Annotated in this window: 12 protein-coding genes; 3 read left to right on the top strand and 9 right to left on the bottom strand. The window is 41.0% G+C overall.

The genetic code is table 11. The features are described from left to right. Positions 1–5: 5 nt before the first annotated feature. From DES38_RS00280 to DES38_RS00245, 7 genes are read right to left on the bottom strand one after another with little or no spacing between them, the layout of a single operon-like run. Positions 6–1007 (bottom strand): carbohydrate ABC transporter permease, encoded by a 1002-nt coding sequence (locus DES38_RS00280; RefSeq protein WP_110250078.1) that lies wholly within the window; start codon positions 1005–1007, stop codon positions 6–8. 15 nt (positions 1008–1022) lie between these two features. Beyond that, complete coding sequence (locus tag DES38_RS00275; protein ID WP_110250077.1) at positions 1023–1877, bottom strand: carbohydrate ABC transporter permease; 855 nt, start codon at positions 1875–1877, stop codon at positions 1023–1025. Beyond that, the gene (locus DES38_RS00270) at positions 1877–4249 is read right to left on the bottom strand and encodes a DUF5696 domain-containing protein (protein ID WP_170114263.1); all 2373 of its coding nucleotides are present in this window, start codon (positions 4247–4249) and stop codon (positions 1877–1879) included. The genes DES38_RS00275 and DES38_RS00270 overlap by 1 nt, the downstream gene beginning before the upstream one ends. Next, positions 4236–6278, bottom strand: coding sequence for a YIP1 family protein (locus DES38_RS00260; protein ID WP_110250074.1), 2043 nt, complete (start codon positions 6276–6278; stop codon positions 4236–4238). Before DES38_RS00260 ends, DES38_RS00270 begins: the two co-directional genes overlap by 14 nt. A 9-nt stretch (positions 6279–6287) precedes the next feature. Further along, positions 6288–7157 carry a carbohydrate ABC transporter permease gene (locus DES38_RS00255; protein WP_110250073.1) on the bottom strand — a complete coding sequence of 290 codons (870 nt, stop codon included), beginning with the start codon at positions 7155–7157 and terminating at the stop codon, positions 6288–6290. A 14-nt stretch (positions 7158–7171) separates the two neighbouring features. Further along, positions 7172–8053: a carbohydrate ABC transporter permease gene (locus DES38_RS00250; RefSeq protein ID WP_110250072.1), complete on the bottom strand. Its 882-nt coding sequence runs from the start codon at positions 8051–8053 to the stop codon at positions 7172–7174. Between the two features lie 15 nt (positions 8054–8068). Further along, positions 8069–11008 (bottom strand): extracellular solute-binding protein, encoded by a 2940-nt coding sequence (locus DES38_RS00245; protein WP_110250071.1) that lies wholly within the window; start codon positions 11006–11008, stop codon positions 8069–8071. A 242-nt stretch (positions 11009–11250) separates the two neighbouring features. Between DES38_RS00245 and DES38_RS00240 the strand changes: the two genes are divergently transcribed. After that, entirely contained in the window at positions 11251–12153 is a 903-nt protein-coding gene (locus DES38_RS00240; protein WP_110250070.1) for an ArsR/SmtB family transcription factor, read from the top strand. 386 nt (positions 12154–12539) lie between these two features. Here the strand turns inward: DES38_RS00240 and DES38_RS00235 are convergent, their stop codons facing one another. Continuing rightward, positions 12540–12821 (bottom strand): AbrB/MazE/SpoVT family DNA-binding domain-containing protein, encoded by a 282-nt coding sequence (locus DES38_RS00235; RefSeq protein WP_110250069.1) that lies wholly within the window; start codon positions 12819–12821, stop codon positions 12540–12542. A gap of 246 nt (positions 12822–13067) precedes the next feature. On the opposite strand from DES38_RS00235, the gene DES38_RS00230 reads away from it, so the two are divergent. Together DES38_RS00230 and DES38_RS00225 are read left to right on the top strand one after the other, a co-directional pair. Continuing rightward, positions 13068–13763 (top strand): TetR/AcrR family transcriptional regulator, encoded by a 696-nt coding sequence (locus DES38_RS00230; RefSeq protein WP_110250068.1) that lies wholly within the window; start codon positions 13068–13070, stop codon positions 13761–13763. Positions 13764–13781: 18 nt separating this feature from the next. Further along, the gene (locus DES38_RS00225; protein ID WP_110250067.1) at positions 13782–15830 is read left to right on the top strand and encodes a CocE/NonD family hydrolase; all 2049 of its coding nucleotides are present in this window, start codon (positions 13782–13784) and stop codon (positions 15828–15830) included. Positions 15831–15954: 124 nt separating this feature from the next. Here the strand turns inward: DES38_RS00225 and DES38_RS00220 are convergent, their stop codons facing one another. Further along, on the bottom strand, positions 15955–17649 hold the full coding sequence (locus DES38_RS00220; protein ID WP_110250066.1) for an FAD-dependent oxidoreductase: 1695 nt from the start codon (positions 17647–17649) through the stop codon (positions 15955–15957). Positions 17650–17746: the final 97 nt, after the last annotated feature.

The following is a 17746-nucleotide window of genomic DNA, read 5'->3' as shown; positions in this document are numbered from 1 at the left end:
GGTGATTATTCACCCGTAATACCGGTATTGTCGACACTCTCAACAAAGTATCGTTGTAAAAAGAAATACGTAATGAGTAGCGGCAAGATGCTTAGCATCGTCCCTGCCATTTTAATGCCTTCATTGATTCGATTCGGCCCAGCCTCAGTTGATGGATAAAGGGCTTCGTAATTTTGTTCAAACGACTGTAACTGTAAGAGAATCGTTGTAATGTCTGTTGATGAACTGGTTAAAAAAAGTGACGTTAAATATGTTTCATTCCAGTACCAAACAAATGAAAATAGAAAAGCAACGATAAAAGCAGGAACAGCCATGGGAATGGCTATCTTAAAGAAACTAGTAAATTGACTTGCACCATCCACTTCAGCGGCTTCATAAAGTGAGGTCGGTGTCTGTTTAAAGAACTGATAAAAAATCAGAATAAAGATGGTGCTGTTAATGCCTTGCCCAAGCGCTGCTGGAATGGTAAAGGCACTTAATGAACCTGTTAAGCCAATTTCACTAAACAACCGATATTTTGGCATCATTAAAATTTGTGGTGGAATGATAAAACTAAAAATCATTAACGCAAACCATAACTTTTTAAGCGGGAATTCAAACCGAGCAAACCCATAACCTACTAGCGAAGCCACAATCACTTGCAACACGGTTGGGAATAAGGCGATCTGCATGCTTCCAATCAGCGCTGGTCGAATGTTCATCACCTGGTAGGCTTGATTATAATTATCCAAGTATACGGATGAAGGAATCCAATTAATCGCCATATCGAGCAAATCACTTAACGACTTCATACTCGTAATAAACATATACAGCATCGGATAGAGATACACAAAACCAATTCCTAACAATAAGGTATAAATCACAAATTTCAGTAAAAATCCTTTGCGATCATTAAAGCCAAAGAAGAAATGTTCCGCTCTCAGTCTAATTAAACGTAATTTTTGTTTCACATCTAAGTCTTGATTTTGAATGACACGTAAGACAGTTGTTGCGCCTTTATCAGCCATTTGATTCCCTCCTTCCTATCCGAAACGCTTTGACTTTCTTTCTCTAAAGACTAAGACAATCACCGCTAACATGAAGGTGATCAGTATTGCATACATCCAGGCCATCGCTGAAGCAAATCCATACCCTCTTGTTGCATTAAACATATTGGCATAAATGAGATCAATAATTGGATTTTGGCCACTATTCGCAAGTGAGATCAAGGTATAGACCAAGTTAATTAAAATAATCGGTTTAATCGTTGGTAAGGTAATCTTCCAGAAGCATTCCCAACTTGATCCCCCATCAATTTTAGCAGCTTCATAAAGATTCGGATCGATTTTTTGTAACGCTGCTAAGAATAAAAGAATTTGCACCCCTGAATACCATAAGATTGTAATGATTTGGTTAAATAAACCCCCAACAACTTCAGCTAAATAATTGGGCAGAAACATCGTTAAAATGTTCATCACGACATCTAAATTCAACATTGGAATAGCTGTTGCCCCTTGGTCAACTAACTGATTGATCACTGGACCGCTGGCCACAATAACCGGGAGAAAAAAGATGGTGCGAAACAACCCTTTAAATTTAACATCTTGATTCAGTAGCATCGCAATCACAAGCGCAAACACCACAATAACGGGAATGCGGATTAAGGTATCCACAGCAAATCCACCTAGCTCGGTAATAAAGAACATATCTTGGAGCCAAACATCTAAATAATTGTTAAAACCAACGTAGATAAACCGGAGCCCTGTTGGTGTAATTCGCATGCTATTCAAACTGTAGTAGAATGATTGAATCATCGGATAAAGCACTAACCCTAAAAACCCAACTAACCACGGGAGAATAAAGAAATAACCATAGAGTGTTTCACGTTTTAACTTCATCAATCATTCACCACCTTGTAAGACATTGCTGCAATTGTTTCACTGTCCATGTTTAGTTCGCTCTCACTGTAGTTAATGTAGACATGTACACCGTTATCATAGCTCACTTTTGTCACTTGTCCTTGACGAACGTAGTCGTCAATCATCGCACCAGCTGTCTGACTATACACCGCTTTGATGTGATGATAATAGTCACCCATCATTTCTTCATAACGGGCATATTCCGAACTATAAATGTGTGAAGAGTTTGTATTCATTAAATGCGCTGGGCTTTCCTCAGTTATTAAGAACGACGGCAACACACCTTGTTCAATCAACTGTAAGAAATACGCCGCCTGATTCGCTTGGAAATTGACGTATTCGGAATACATAGGTACAGATCCTTTTAAGGTTAAGGCAAGGAATGGAATTTCTTCATCGGTGAATACATAGTTCGATGAACGCACCGGCATATCAATCATTGCTTCTGTCTCATTCCATAAGTAACTGAACGGTTGTTCCAACAGTAAGTTAAGTTGCTCACTGTATGCTTCAATTACCGGTTGATAATAATTTTTCGTCGAAATTCGGTCAAATTCACGGTTGCCTTCGCTATAAGAAAATAACGTATTCGATATCCCACTAATTAACACGCGATCAATCGATGCGTCATGATAACGCGTTAACATCTCCTCCATCACTGTTGCCGTTGCTGACGGATGCAAGTAGTTAAAGGCTTGATATACTTTCCCGTGGACCGCTTCATCATGCGTCCGTTTATTAAATTTCTTCATGACCTTTTGTCTGGTTGTTCCTAATTCTTCTAAGTTAATTCTTAAACCATCATGGTAAAGGTACATCGGAACGTCAATGGCTTCGAGGTCACTTAGTAAACGCGTAAGGTTTAGCCCATCTGACAATTCATCCTCTGCATTGACTTTTCGGATCGGCATCCCTCCATACAGTCCTTTATCATTCCAACCTTTATACACACTAAGGATGTCTTCCATTCCCTTTCGTTTCATGTCGGCTAAAATATCATAAGCCTCTTGATAAGTGGTCATAGGCACAATCTTTTTAAAAATTAACCCTTGTTCAATTTCCGCCCCGAGGAGGTCTACCCTTAATTTAAAGGCTTCGTCTTTTTGCTCCAAATAGCCACCTTCAAGCAAATAGTTCCGGTATGTTTTAGCTAGACCGAGATAATTCGCCGCTTCTTCCGTGACGAATTGATAATTCACTTTAATGTTAAAATCATTACGGTCACGCTGTCTTACCACCATTGTTCCTGTATCCTGTGAGGTTGGTTGATTATAGACTTGGCGGTAAATGTATTTGGTTGTGATCCAGTTGTACGGTAAGATGGCACCATTGGGGTAAGCTTCAACCCGGGCACTGTACTGACCTTCTTCAATAATTCCTAAATAACCAATCGCCGTATCGGTATGTACCATACCAAAGACTGGCGCTAAAACATTTTCAGTATCATTGAAAGGATCCATATAATTAAATAACGAAAGCACAAAAGGGTCATCAACACCGGCATTATCGCCATAGATATTTGCGGTATAGGGTTGAGAATATTTACCGTCTTTATCGGTTAAGTTAATTAATGCACCTGCACCATCGGGGATCATCATATAGCCATCGCGCTCACCGAGTAGGCTATGTCCGAGAAACGGGTAAACATACAAACTGGCCATTTTATAGCGATCGCTTTCTTCAATAATTGAAGCTTTATCTACAAAAGCAGTGATGCCTTCATTGGTTAAGGTAACAGCTAAGTCAAAACCAATTTCTAATTCAGGGTAGTAGATCGTTGCCGTGAATCCGTCAGGCGTTGGCGTAACCGTCACATCTGGATTTTCACTATACATATCTGCGCGGTAAGTCACGATATTGGTACCGACTAAATATTCCAGCACAACGCCTGATTGCATGAAATTAGTCCATGATTCATTTCCACCCACCGGCGCGTCAACCGTTGAATACATCAGTGCCCCCGTTGTCTTATCGCGTAAGATTAACGATAAATTTTCTTCTTTTAGGTAAAGTTCAAAGGACGCATTTTCAACTAAGAAGTGATGATTGTTTAGGGTTGCTTGCTTTTCAGGGATAACAAGCGGTAGTTCGTTCGCTTCTTCAAGCGCTTCACCTAATGCATCATCACTGATTTCAACAACAGGTGGTGCGTCTTCAACCGGCACGTCAGGCGTTTCAACCGGTACGTCTTCAACTTCGGGTACTGAAGGTACAGCTGGTGTTGAAATATCAGCGGTTTCACTCTCACCTTCAACGAATACAAACCAGACGAGGCCTGCCAGGAACGCAACGTATACGATTGATTTAATGATCGTTTTCGGTTTCATCTTTTTAATTTTATCGATTTTCAAAGCGATACACCCCCTCGTTAAAGACACTGATGACAAATTGAAGCATTTGAACCACTAGAATGTATACAATAAAGAGTGATAGGACAACAATTAACATCATAAATAGTGTAATTAAAATAATTTTAATCGTTTCTCTAATCGTGTAGTCATTCATTTCTTTAATCATAATAAAGATTAAGACCGCGACCCAGGTATAAACAATTGTATTCGCTAAACTAAGTAAGTAGGCTTCATTATAAGTTAAGAAGTTGCTGATCAGAATAATAAACGGTTTAAACAAGAAATATGGCATAAAGGCATAAATAAAGCCGGTATACACATGTTTAAACGTGCCTTCCCCGTCATTAATGGTTGTAATCAGATAATTACTCCCCACAACAAGGGCAATCATGCCGAAGAACAGAGCGGTATCCATGCCGAGCTGGTACTCACCGTCTCTAACATAGCGGAAAATAAAACCGGTAAAGTATTTATCTACAATATAAATCAGATAAAGGATAAACAGCCAAAAACTCGCCGCTAAGGCGCTGCCTTTGTTTTCGTATTGGATGCTGTAATAGGTATCAATCGGGTGTTTAATCATGTTACGAATAAAGAAAATATCTTGTAAAAATTTCAAGCGATAGGTCGTTGTTAAATGTGTCGTGAACCGACGCATGAACCGATATTTTCGCTCGAAGTAACCCAACACTTTAACCAGTGCAACCAGTAAAACGATTGCAAAAATTAACGTCATGATGTGTTCGCGCATCCATACGTTTCTTACTTCCCAGTAAGCATCGGAATACCCTTCATGATACTTGGCTTGACGGAAGCTTTCTAACGCTTCATTATACTGTTCATCTTTGTAGAAGGCTTCGCCTAACCCTTGGTAAGCAAAGTCGAACAAGCTGTTAAGACGAATCACTTCTTCCCAAGGCGCTTTACTTTCAGCATAATCGCCGTTCTGATAGAGCAATAAGGCATCATGGACTAACTCAGCAAATTCAGTGGGTTGAAAACTTTGAATTTGATTACGATCTGAATCCAGGGCGTACAAAGTATCGTTTGCATCAACCGCAATCGCAGCTAAGCGTCTAAATAGTCCGACGCGCTGGCGCCCGTCATCTTGCCCACCGAAGACAAACAATAAATTCCCTTCACTCGTGTATTCGTAGATAAATCCTGTCTCACTCGCGACAAAAATGTTTTCTAAACTGCCGATTTCTATCGACGTTGGAAAATCATCTGAGACACGTGTATCTAAGATATTTCCTCCTGCAACATTTAATTTACGAATCGCTTCAACGCGCTCTCCTTGCGAGACGTTATAAACCAAGCCTTTTTCATCAATGTTTAAGTTCGTTGACGTTGCTGGGACAATATCAATCATTTTACTTAACTGTTCTTCTGTGAAGATGGCTCTTCTGAACACAGTAAGGGGTGAGACCGCTGTCGCATTGGGTGCGAAATAACCTAGAAATTGACCGGTATTTGCATTGATTTGGATGATCCCATTTGAGTTACCGCGTGAGATCACGTAAATGTTATCGCGTCGGTCAACCGCTACTTTAAGCGGCGTAAAGTTGGCTGTTTCACCAAATAAGATGCTGTCAGGACGACCGAATGTATTGATCAATGCTCCATCCGCAGTAAAGGCAAAGATTTTACCCGCAACTTCATCGGCAACATATATCACCTCATCATGTGAAATAAAAAGACCCGTTGGTTTTTTTAAGACATCTTCACCAAAGCTGCGGATAAAGTCACCCGTTGGAGTTCCGACTAGAATACGACCGTTGCCTGTATCAGCAACGTAAATAAAACCATTCTCACTAATTTTCATGTCTTGTGCTTGCGAAAATAATTCATCACCAAATTTAACGATTGTTTCTGCTACCGTATAGGCGGTTTGTGTTTCAACATAGCGACCGTAACCATCTTCAGTAAAGGTCTTGTAGGCGGTATTTGCCTCCACCACGTCTGCCGTTTGGGTGAAGAAAAGTAAGCCAATTAATAATAGCAATAGGTATGGGTGTCGTTTTTTCATTCGTTTCACCTACTTAAGTCCTGAATGTGCCATTGTATTCATAACCTTACTTTGTAGAATGACAAAGAGTATCAGGTTAGGTATAAACATAATCATCGAGGCGACGGCAGCCATCCCTTGACCAACAACGACGTTTGTTTGTGCAGCTAAGGTGTTCATAAAGAACGCGAGGGTTCGCATGTTTTCACTCGTTGTGTATAAATTCGATGTTTCCATATCATTCCAGACCAATTGAAAAGCTAAAATTGCAGCTGTAGCAATTGCTGGTTTAATGAGTGGTAAGATCACTTTCCAGTAAATCTTAAAATCATTAGCGCCATCAATCACGGCTGCTTCAATCAATGAGTCAGGAATTTGATCAATAAACTGCTTAATCAAAAACAAGCCGACTGGCATTGCGACAAGCGGAAAGATATGCGCAAAATAAGTATCTTCAATCCCCAGCGCTGAAACGGTTAAAAAGCGCGGAATCATGACGGCGATTGGAACAAACATTAAGGCGGTATTATTCACTTCTAATAAAAGTTTTTTACCGCGAAACTGCTTTTTCGATAAGGCATAACCCGCCAGGGTTGACAGGGCAAGCGATAAAAAGACCACAATGACGGTGACAAACACACTGTTAAACACATAGCGCGAAAGCGGGATTCCCGATTGTTCCGCAAGCTGGGCAAGGTTCTGGAAATTTTCCAAGGTCGGATTAATGACAAAGAACCTTGGGGGAAAAGCATAGAGTTCATCTAACGGCTTAAAGGCATGATTAAAAATAAAGATAATCGGCAAAGCCATAAAGATGGCGAATGGTACTAAGAAAATATAAAATTTCAATTGACTAACATGAAACTTGGCTGGGTTAATCCCACTGCTTTTAAAAGCCATTTCATCCTTCCTTTCTATGCTTCACTAAATAGTTTTTTCGCAACATAGGCAAACATATAAATTATCAGTAGCAGTACCACTGATAAAGCAGCTGCATAGCCCATCTCAAAGCGAATAAAACCATAGTCTTCGATGTGATTTACTATTAACTGACCGGCATACGATGGTGTTGGATTTGCGCCTGTCAGTTGTACGCCGATCGCACCAGCATTGAAAGTACCAACGATAGCCATCACGGCTCCAAAAAGCATTTGTGGTTTCATTGATGGAATGGTAATGTAAATCAATTCTTGAAAACGATTTTTAATGCCATCAATCGCTCCCGCTTCATACAGGGTATGATCAATGTTCAACACCCCAGACATCATCGCTAAGAACCCGACCCCCATCGAACTCCAGAGGGCTACGACAATCATAATAATTAAGATATAGCGCGTATCCTGGAGCCAAATAACGGGTTCAGTAATAATGCCTAGTGACATTAAGATGTGATTGGCATAACCTGACTGGTTTCCACTAAAGATCACGCGCCAGACAACTGCCATTGCAATCCCCGCTGTCATTGAAGGTGAATAAAAAATCAAAGCAAACAGGGTCCGTGGTACGGGTGTGAGTTGTGCAAGTACCCACGCAAGGACAAAGGATAATATATACCCCCCCGGACCGACAATGACGGCAAACAAAATGGTATTTGGTAAGACATATTGCATGAAAATTTCATCTTGTGTTAATAAGTTTATATAATTCATGAACCCTACAAATTCCGGTGCTTCAATCGTGTTAAAGTTTGTGAACGATAGGAAAATCGCCATTAAAACAGGGACAACGATAAACAAAGTAAACAATGAAATATAGGGTAGCAAGAACAGGTATGGACTTTTTTTATTCCCTTTCATGTCGATAACCCCCCGCTATTCTATGCTTGATAATTCAGGATTTGGATAAGGCTCAATCAGTTCACCCTCATGTATAAATCCGAATTCTTCAAGCTTTCTTTCTGTTTCACGATTCACACGTTTACTGGCCAAGTCAATCGCTGTTCTTAAGTTCTCACCATCTAAGACGATGGCGTTATATGCATTACTCAGCTCACGTTCAAGGAGGTATGAACCTGGTACCCTTGGCACTTCAGCAATCCATTCGGCTTGCTTTAAAATCACTTGTTTATGGTCGTTTGCCCAGGGAAGATCTTCATAAGCCTCTAAGTTTGCGGTATTCCACATGTATTCTGGTCCATAGGTGGTTTGTAACGTATTACCGAAAGCGACTTGCGTATCTTTATCTGCCCACCACTTCATAAATGCCCAGGCATCACTTGTTTTGTCAGTGTCTTTAAACATGATATTGCTTTCAGCACCACCGGTTGACCACCGTTCAATCTCTCCTGAGGCGTTCTCAATTCCTGGCACTAAGGCAATATCCCATACATTCGCAATTTCGGGGGCTGCATTTAAAATTAAGTTATACATGTAGTAATCTGAAATACCGATGGGGATTGAACCATCACGAAATTGTTGATAGAAGCTCGGTACATCATAAGGAATATTGTAAATCGTAAATAATTCCGTTAAACGGCGCATTCCTTCGATGGCTTCGTTTTCATTCAACATCGTCCGGTGGACCGTGTCACCGTATAGTTGGCCGCCATTTTGATAAATCAGTGGCATGGTTCCAGCAAAAATTTTCATGCCTGGCATACCTGCCGTTGGATAGAAGAAATTCATCCCGCGCCGCTGTAATTCCGGTAAGTATGAACGTACATCTTCAATGGTTTCTGGTATCGGTAGACCCATGTCTGCTAAAATATCTTTACGATAAAACATGACCCAAAAATTCATTGTATCTGGAAGAGCATAAACACCGTCTTGAATTGTTGCGGGTACTAACATCCCTTCCGAGAAGGCACGGGTTACCTCCTCATAATCATCAAAGACCGTTAAATCTTGTAAGGCATCTCTGATACCAATCTCAAATGGCAAGGCATAATTGACACCTAAAGCGACATCAGGTGCGTTTCCAGCCGCGTTCGCTAAGATCAATTTATTCTGATCAGGCATCATCGATAAATCAACCTTCACACCGGTCTCAGAGGTAAACGTTTCATCAATTAACCGCTGCATAATTTCGACATATTGTCGGGGCCGATTCACCCATACTTGTAAGTTTTCTTCATTTACATTACTGACATCATAATCTTGTTCACCAAAGGTATTGAAAAAACGCGTTACACTGCCGGCAATCCGACTAAAAACACTTGCCTTTTTAGGCAACTCAACATCCTCTTGGTAGAAATAAAACCGATCAATTCCGATGCCATTGTCATTCATCTCTTGCATTAAATTCCCTAAGTATGCCGTGACTGAGTTTGTTCCGGTTGATAATTCCCCTTTACGTCTGGCCAGCTCTCGTGGTTCTTCTGTTAAACTTCTAAGCTGGCTTTCGGCGACACGTAATGAGCTAAACGCTCCGACTTCATCACTTTTTGTATCATATTGGTTCATTTCTTGATAAATGTCTTGCATCTCATCTGCCCAACCATTAATTAAATCGATCACGCCTGGAATATAGGCCTCAACATTAATGTCACGGTAACGATCAACATCGGGTCCGACAAGGTTTGTTAATTCCAATGATAAATTTTGAATGTCATTTGTTAACCGTTCAATTTGTTCAAGCGCAGCTTTAATTGGTTGAATCGTCAGTTGAAAACTAACCGTATGCGTGCCAGCCGCTAAATAAATGACCATCGGTTCAAGCGCATCATCTGTCAAGGTGTACTGTGTATACTGATTTTGATAGAGGAATGGATAGTTTTCTAACAATTGATTTGGTATCTCACCATTAATTTCAACATTCATGAAAACTGGAAAATCAGCTTTCGCATCTTGTTGGTAATTTAGGCCTAAATGGTAATAACCTGCTTCTTCTACGTCAAATTGATAACTAATTTTATCTCCTGGGGTTTTAAAGGAATCCGGGTCTATATGATTGAGTACCCGTTTATCACTACTGTACGGCATTAAGTTCACGTTATATGAAGCATTGGCGCGAATCGCCGAATCATTTCTTAAATACAATTGACGCGCTGCTTCGATTTCAATAAAGGCATCCCCTGTTACCTCATGCGATTGGTACGCGTTAAGTTCGCGTCGAGGTGCTAGTTCGATTGCTTTAATTCTTAAATTACCTTCTGAAATCGTTATTTCAATCTCATTATCGCCTTGATCGAGACCAATCAGTAACGGTTCACTGGTGCGGTAACTGGCGTCAATTACATATTTAAAGAGCCAGTCGTCGTGCTTTATCGGTTGGGGAATGATTTCATTACCGTATTTATCTAACGGTATCTCACTTGGGTTCTCCCAAAGGTTTTCAAACACGAGATTTCTTAGCTCATAATAAGGAAAGCTGCCATTAACTTTCATTTCGAGTTGGGTAGGTAACGCGTTATCCCCATCAATCATGTAGTCAAAGCCTATGTAGTAATAGGCATCACGTGGTGCTTCAATCTGAAAAGTCACCGTCTCATCTTGATTGGCTTCGATTACCGTTTCTCCAGCATAAGTTGCCAGACTGTCGGCGCTTAATTGGGACAGATCATTAAACTGAACGACATCACCATCGTAAGCGTTGCTCATAGCGCTAGTTAAATATTCGCTATAACGTTCAGTTACAGGAAACTGACTATCTGAAACAACTTCTTCAATGGTAGTTGCTTCGCCACTTGCCGCAACAGAGGATTGCTCACTGCTTGAGCCTTCTGCCTGCACAGACAAATGATGCGCTGGTGTAACCATGACTACAAGTAACAAAAGATACATAATTATTTTTTTAAATCCACTAAGTTGCAACCCGATCACCTCTTAAAATTCATTGGATGTAACGCTAATTAAAGAACTAGGTTATCCGTATCATTTAACTCATCCGTTTCTCACTTATAAATATATACGTATATGTAAGCGGTGTCAATAACATATATATATATTATATAAAAATATTTTGGCATTTAGTTAACCTTTATGTTAATATGTTAGTGACAAGTGAAACACACGCACGCAGACTTCTATCAAAATCATTGGAGGATAATTTTCCCATGAAAATTAACATCGATCAATCATCCTTACCCGTCTATGAAGCATTAGCCAGTTCTGTACGGTTAAAGATTATCCAATACTTATCCGAAGAACAACTAAACATTAAACAACTGGCAGCGAAGCTTGGCTTAAGTAGCGCAATTGTTACCCGTCACGTCACCAAGTTAGAAGAGGCTGGCATTGTCAAGACTGAAAAAATCCCAGGAAAATCAGGCATTCAAAAATTATCGACCTTAGTGGTAGGCCATATCGCTATCGACTTTCCGACCAAAGTTCAAGCCGCCTACGCTTCACAAGAAACTTCGGTTCCTGTTGGTCATTTCACTGACTTTGATGTCCAGCCCTCCTGTGGTTTAGCTTCCAGTCGCGATTTTATTGGACCTGTTGACCAACCGAAATACTTTTTAGCGCCCGAACGTATGGATGCAGGTATTCTGTGGTTTACTGAAGGTTTTATCGAGTATAAGTTGCCCAACTATTTAGAAACGGACCAACGCATCCAACAACTTGATATTTCTTTTGAAATCTCATCTGAATTTCCCTTTGCGAATGCGAATTGGCCGAGTGATATTACCTTTTCGCTAAATGAAACAGAACTGGGTACATGGCAAAGCCCTGGAGACTTCGCTGATGTAAGAGGCATATTCACGCCAGATTGGTGGCCTGATGGTATAAACCAGTATGGTTTACTCAAAACGCTACGCATTACTACTCACGGGACATATATCGATGGAGATAAGCTTAGTGATGTAACGGTTGAAACATTTAGAGCACCAACAGATAGTTGGACCCTTCGCTTTGAAGTAAAGAAAGATGCTGAGCATGTTGGTGGTCTTTCCTTGTTTGGTAAGCATTTTGGCAACTATGATCAAGATATCCGTTTCAAAACTTATTATTTATAGTGAACCACTGAACTTGTACGGATAATTATTTAGAGACGCGAAAAAAATTTTCGCGGCACACTTGCAAGACATCTTTATTTCCTCAACACTGCAACAGTGACCTTAAAGCTTTTAATACGCGCAATCAAACTCAAGCCGATAACTGATAAGGCCCTCTTCCCAAGAAAAGGGGCCGATTGAGGGAAGGGATGATAGGCAACGCCGTCACTTGCAGAGGAAAGGGTCGCACCTCTGAAGGCAGCCATCCCTTCATTTCACTAGACTGAGACGATCAAATTGTTTACAAATTCACGTCATTTGCATAAAAAAGAAAAGAAAAAGAAAAAAAAGAAACAGCTGGCTCAGGTTATGATACCTAAACCAGCTGTTTCTTTCATCATCATTTTTTATTTAACACTGTCAACATCGTCAAGTTCTTCCATAAGAATCTTCATGCCTTCTTCACTTAAGATAACCTTACCATCACATAACACTGCGTTATCATCACTAATTTTTCCGGTGACCATACATTGTTTGATAGGTTTATACTTACTTAAGATAATTTTTTCACCATCAACAAAGATTTCTAACGGATCTTTTGTATCGATTTCTAGGGAACGACGTAATTCTTTCGGTAAAACGATTCGGCCTAAATGATCTGTTTTACGAACGATACCCGTACTTTTCATGGGGCAAGTCTCCTCATATAATGAATTTAATAATAATATTATACCATAACTGGTATCCTTTACAATTCTTTTGATTGAAACTTTTTACATATTGGTTATTTTTATCTGATAAGGTCTTACACCATCACTATACCCTTTTTCTAGGGTTAGAAACCTCTCTTCCATTGACTTTTTCTTGACGTTTGTTATGCTTAACTTAACATTAGTGAACACGTTCATTAAATAAACATGTTAATGGAGGGTGCCATGAACCAGTCAAGAAAAGACATTCAACGGATACGCATGTGGCAATATTTCATCGATGCAGCAACAGAAGTGATTGAAGAAGAAGGCATGGAGAACGTTACCATTCGCAAAGTAGCTGACTTAGCCGGTTATACCTCTTCGACCGCTTATAATTATTTCGAAGATTTATCGCACATGAAATTTTTCGCTGCCTTACGATTCATTAAACCTTACACGGAAGATTTACCACGCTACATTGAACAAGGAGAGAATACACTGGAACAGTGGCTTTATACTTGGAAGTGTTTCTTAAAGCATAGCTTTGAACGCCCGTTTATCTATCAAACAATCTTTCTTGATGATTTAGGGGATGCTTCTGATGAAATGCTTAGTAGGTATTATCAAATTTATCCAGAAGATTTAATTAGTGTTCCAACAGAACTGCAGGGGCTATTGAAAGAAGAAAGCTTCTCCAAACGGAGTGAAAACTTTATTTTCGCAGCAGCTGAAGAAGGGTTTATTGACCAACGTGATCTTGCTTCCTTAGCAGAAATCACCCACATGATCTGGGTAGGAGCACTCACACTTTATATTAACAAACGTAAACCGTGGACAAAAGAAGAAGCGATTGACTATGTATATACTCACGTGCATAAGACAGTTATGACCTTTGTCAAACCTGCTTTTAAAGACAAAATTAACATTCATCACTTATAAAAATGAAGGAGCTTTTATATGGTATTTAACATTCAAGATTCACCGAACAGAAACGTAAAAACCGACTTTGAACGCGAGGTCAAGAAAATGGAACATGTCAGTATCCCTATGCCCGATGGTGCGACCTTAAAAGCGCATATTTGGCTACCTAAGGATGCCGAAACAGATCCCGTTCCTGCTTTATTAGAATATCTTCCTTACCGAAAAAATGATTTCACAGCGATTCGTGATTCCGCGCGTCATCCGTACTTTGCCGGACATGGTTATGCCAGCATTCGTGTCGACATCCGTGGCAGTGGGGATTCTGATGGCATCTTACTCGATGAATATTTAAAACAAGAACAAGACGATGCCCTAGCTGTGATTGATTGGATTATTGCCCAGCCTTGGTCAACCGGTAAAGTCGGGATGTTCGGAAAATCTTGGGGTGGCTTTAATAGCCTTCAAGTTGCTGAGCGACAACATCCCGCCCTACAGGCGGTCATTACGTTATGTTCCACGGATGATCGTTATAGCGATGATGTCCATTACCGTGGGGGCAACATTTTAGCAAGTGACATGTTATGGTGGTCTTCAACCATGTTCGCTTACAACGCCCGGCCACAGGACCCTGCTGTTGTTGGCGATACTTGGCGCGCAAACTGGCTGAAGCGTGTTGAGGAGACCCCGCCATTTGTCAATGCATGGCTGAGCCATCAACGTCGTGATGCATACTGGAAGCACGGCTCAATCAATGAGAATTATGCGAACGTTGATATCCCGGTCTTTGCTGTCGGTGGCTGGCAAGATGCCTACACAGACACCATCTTCCGGATGCTTGAGCATTTACCGAATGCAAAAGGCTTAATCGGACCATGGGCACACGAGTATCCAGAAGTCGCAACACCCGAACCAACAATTGGCTTCTTACAAGAAGCGATACGCTTCTTTGATCACTGGCTCAAAGGTAAAGATACAGGGATGTATCAAGAACCTAAATTCCAAGCTTGGATTCAAGAATCAGAGAAACCACAGGTCACTTATGATGAGCGGCCTGGACGTTGGATCGGCTTAGACCAATGGCCCGATCAATCCGTTCATCAGCTTAATTTCTATCCAAGCAATCAAGATTTAACGACGCACGCCCCAGCAAAGCATGAGTTCCTTGTTGCTAGTGTGCAAGCGCATGGTTTCTATGCAGGGACATTTTGTCCCTTTGGTCAGCCCGGAGACTTACCCGCTGATCAACGACTAGAAAACGGAAAGAGTGTTGTCTTTACCTCAGCACCATTAGATGAAACCACCGATTTTCTTGGTGAACCTGTTTTTCATGCAACGTTGAAAGCAGATCAAGAAAACGCCATGCTTGCTGTTAGAATTATGGACAAAGCGCCAACGGGTGAATCCACCTTGATTAGCTGGGGAATGCTTAATCTAAATCATTACCAATCCCATGAGTTTCCCGAAGCACTTGCGATTGGCGAATATTATCAAATCGCAGTCAAATGTGATAGCTTAGGCCAACAAATCCCTAAAGGGCACCAAATTGAAGTTGCCTTATCACCAACCTACTGGACCAAAGCATGGCCAGCTCCGAAGCCAGTGACGTTGACGGTTCAGACGGGTGAAAACACTTACCTTTCAATGCCGAAAAAACAAGCCACTGCTCGTGATGCTGATGTAAGGCAATTTGCCGTTGCTGAGACAGCACCCATTATGGAACGTGAAGTCTTACGAAAAGAGGAACGTGACTATACCATCACGCACGAACCGATTAGTCAAACCTGGACCGTGACTGATTACTCCGATGAGGGATCACGTCGTCTCTTAACAAACGGTGTCGAACACGGCAGCATTAATAAAAACACCTATACCATTGTAGAAAACGATCCGTTATCTGCAACTGCCGAATGCGCTTGGGAACTTACGGTTGGTCGTGGGGATTGGCAGACAAAATTGATGACCTACAGTAAAATGACGAGTGATTTAAACCATTTCTATTTAGAGAATAAAATAGATGCTTATGAGAACGATCGTCATGTGACATCAAAATCATGGAAAGAGACAATCCCGCGTGACTTTAATTAAGAGCGTTAAAACTCGCTGAGAAAAACTTTCGTGACAAAGCTTGGTCATGCTTACAAAAAATACAGAAAAAAGGCTTACAGCAGATCGTTGCTGTAAGTCTTTTTCTCTTTCTTATTTATCACCTTTAACGGAAATTATAATTTGTAACAATCGGTTCCCGTCCTTGTTGTTGGTCATTAAAGTACTCATACAAACAGGTGCCTAAATAGGAGCCTGCAATGTTGTAAACATTATCGTAACCTAAGTTCGTTAATGCTTTCACCATATTGTAAGAACGTTGGCCGGAGCGACAGTGAACGTAAATGGGTTTGTCTGTTGGAATCTCATCTAAGCGTTGACGGAATTCACTTAATGGAATATTTATCGCGGTCTTAATATGGCCATGTTTGAATTCACCAGGTTCACGCCCATCAATGATTGTTGCCCCTTGTTCAACAAGCTCACGAACATCATTAAAACGCACTTGTTTAATCACACCATTTAAAATATTCAAACCTGCAAGGGCTGCAAAATTGACAACATCCTTTGCTGTCCCAAAGACAGGTGAGTAACAAAGCTCAAGTTCTTTTAAATCTTCGAGCGTTGCATGCATCATAATCATTGAAGCTATGACATCGATCCGCTTATCAACGTTACCTCGTCCTATCGCTTGGGCACCGAGCACCCGACCGGTTGGTTTTTCAAAAATTAATTTAAAGTACATTGGATTGCTGTTCGGCATGATCCCTACTTTATCCGATGGAATTACAAAGGCAACATCATAATCGTAACCGACTTGTTCACACGTCCGTTCATTAAGTCCAGTTGATGCCGCATTCATATTGAAGACTTGAATCGCACTCGAACCAATCACCCCATTGTTACGATGTGGGATCCCGTACATATCATCAGCGGCAGCACGTGCTTGACGTTGGGCGGGACCGGCTAGCGCTAACCGGGTTTTTTGACCGGTAATCTTGTGATGCACTTCAATCGCATCCCCGACCGCATAAATATCTGGTGCTGACGTCCGGTAACTATGATCAACTTTAATGCCACCTGTTTTTCCGATTTCAAGCCCCGCCTCTTTGGCTAAGCTCGTTTCGGGGCGCACACCAATTGCCATAATAACCGCTTGTGCTTTAACCGTTTTCCCCGAAGCAAGCACAATATGATCTGCTTTAACCGATTGGATACCATCACCTAGGATCAGATCCATCCCGTTATCAATCATCTCTTTATGCAAGATTTGAACCATGTCGTAATCAAATGGTGCCATCACTTGGTTTTGTGCTTCAACGAGTGTGACCTTTTTCCCAGCGTGAACCAGGTTCTCAGCAACTTCAATGCCGATAAATCCACCACCAATAACCACGACATCTTCAATCGCTTGCTTTGAAACAAAACCTTGCAATCGTTCAATGTCAACAACATTACGAACGGTAAAGACATGCTCACTTGTCACACCCTCTAACGGTGGAACGATTGGGCTCGCACCCGGTGATAAGACTAATTTATCATAAGCCTCTTCATACGTATCACCTGTGTCTAAGTTTTTAACGGTAATCGTCTTTTGCTCAGCATGAACAGCAATAACTTCTGAACGCGTCCGCGCTTCAATGTTATACTGGTTTCGGAAAACGTCTGGGTTCATCAATACCAACGTTTCACTCTCTTCAATTTCGCCACTTAAATAGTACGGTAACGCACAGTTTGAAAATGACACATGTGGTCCACGTTCAAACATAACAATCTCCGCATTTTCATCTAAACGACGGACACGTGCAGCGACAGATGCCCCACCTGCGACACCACCAACAATTAAAACTCTTTTTCCCATGGATAATTCCTCCTATAATTTAAATCGTCTAATTCATACGACACATACGTGTCAGCTAAGTGATTGATTTCACAGATATAACTATACCACCAGGGGT

Source organism: Streptohalobacillus salinus (assembly GCF_003201605.1).
In the GTDB taxonomy this organism is placed as follows: Bacteria; Bacillota; Bacilli; order Bacillales; family Amphibacillaceae; genus Streptohalobacillus; species Streptohalobacillus salinus.
The sequence above is the reverse complement of the archived record's forward strand: the minus strand, read 5'-3'. Positions and strand labels throughout refer to the sequence as shown.

Coding starts and splice junctions, on each gene's coding strand:
- DES38_RS00260 (WP_110250074.1), bottom strand. CDS start 6,278: ATGAAAAAACGACACCCATACCTATTGCTATTATTAATTGGCTTACTT.
- DES38_RS00280 (WP_110250078.1), bottom strand. CDS start 1,007: ATGGCTGATAAAGGCGCAACAACTGTCTTACGTGTCATTCAAAATCAA.
- DES38_RS00235 (WP_110250069.1), bottom strand. CDS start 12,821: ATGAAAAGTACGGGTATCGTTCGTAAAACAGATCATTTAGGCCGAATC.
- DES38_RS00240 (WP_110250070.1), top strand. CDS start 11,251: ATGAAAATTAACATCGATCAATCATCCTTACCCGTCTATGAAGCATTA.
- DES38_RS00250 (WP_110250072.1), bottom strand. CDS start 8,053: ATGAAAGGGAATAAAAAAAGTCCATACCTGTTCTTGCTACCCTATATT.
- DES38_RS00225 (WP_110250067.1), top strand. CDS start 13,782: ATGGTATTTAACATTCAAGATTCACCGAACAGAAACGTAAAAACCGAC.
- DES38_RS00255 (WP_110250073.1), bottom strand. CDS start 7,157: ATGGCTTTTAAAAGCAGTGGGATTAACCCAGCCAAGTTTCATGTTAGT.
- DES38_RS00275 (WP_110250077.1), bottom strand. CDS start 1,877: ATGAAGTTAAAACGTGAAACACTCTATGGTTATTTCTTTATTCTCCCG.
- DES38_RS00230 (WP_110250068.1), top strand. CDS start 13,068: ATGAACCAGTCAAGAAAAGACATTCAACGGATACGCATGTGGCAATAT.
- DES38_RS00220 (WP_110250066.1), bottom strand. CDS start 17,649: ATGGGAAAAAGAGTTTTAATTGTTGGTGGTGTCGCAGGTGGGGCATCT.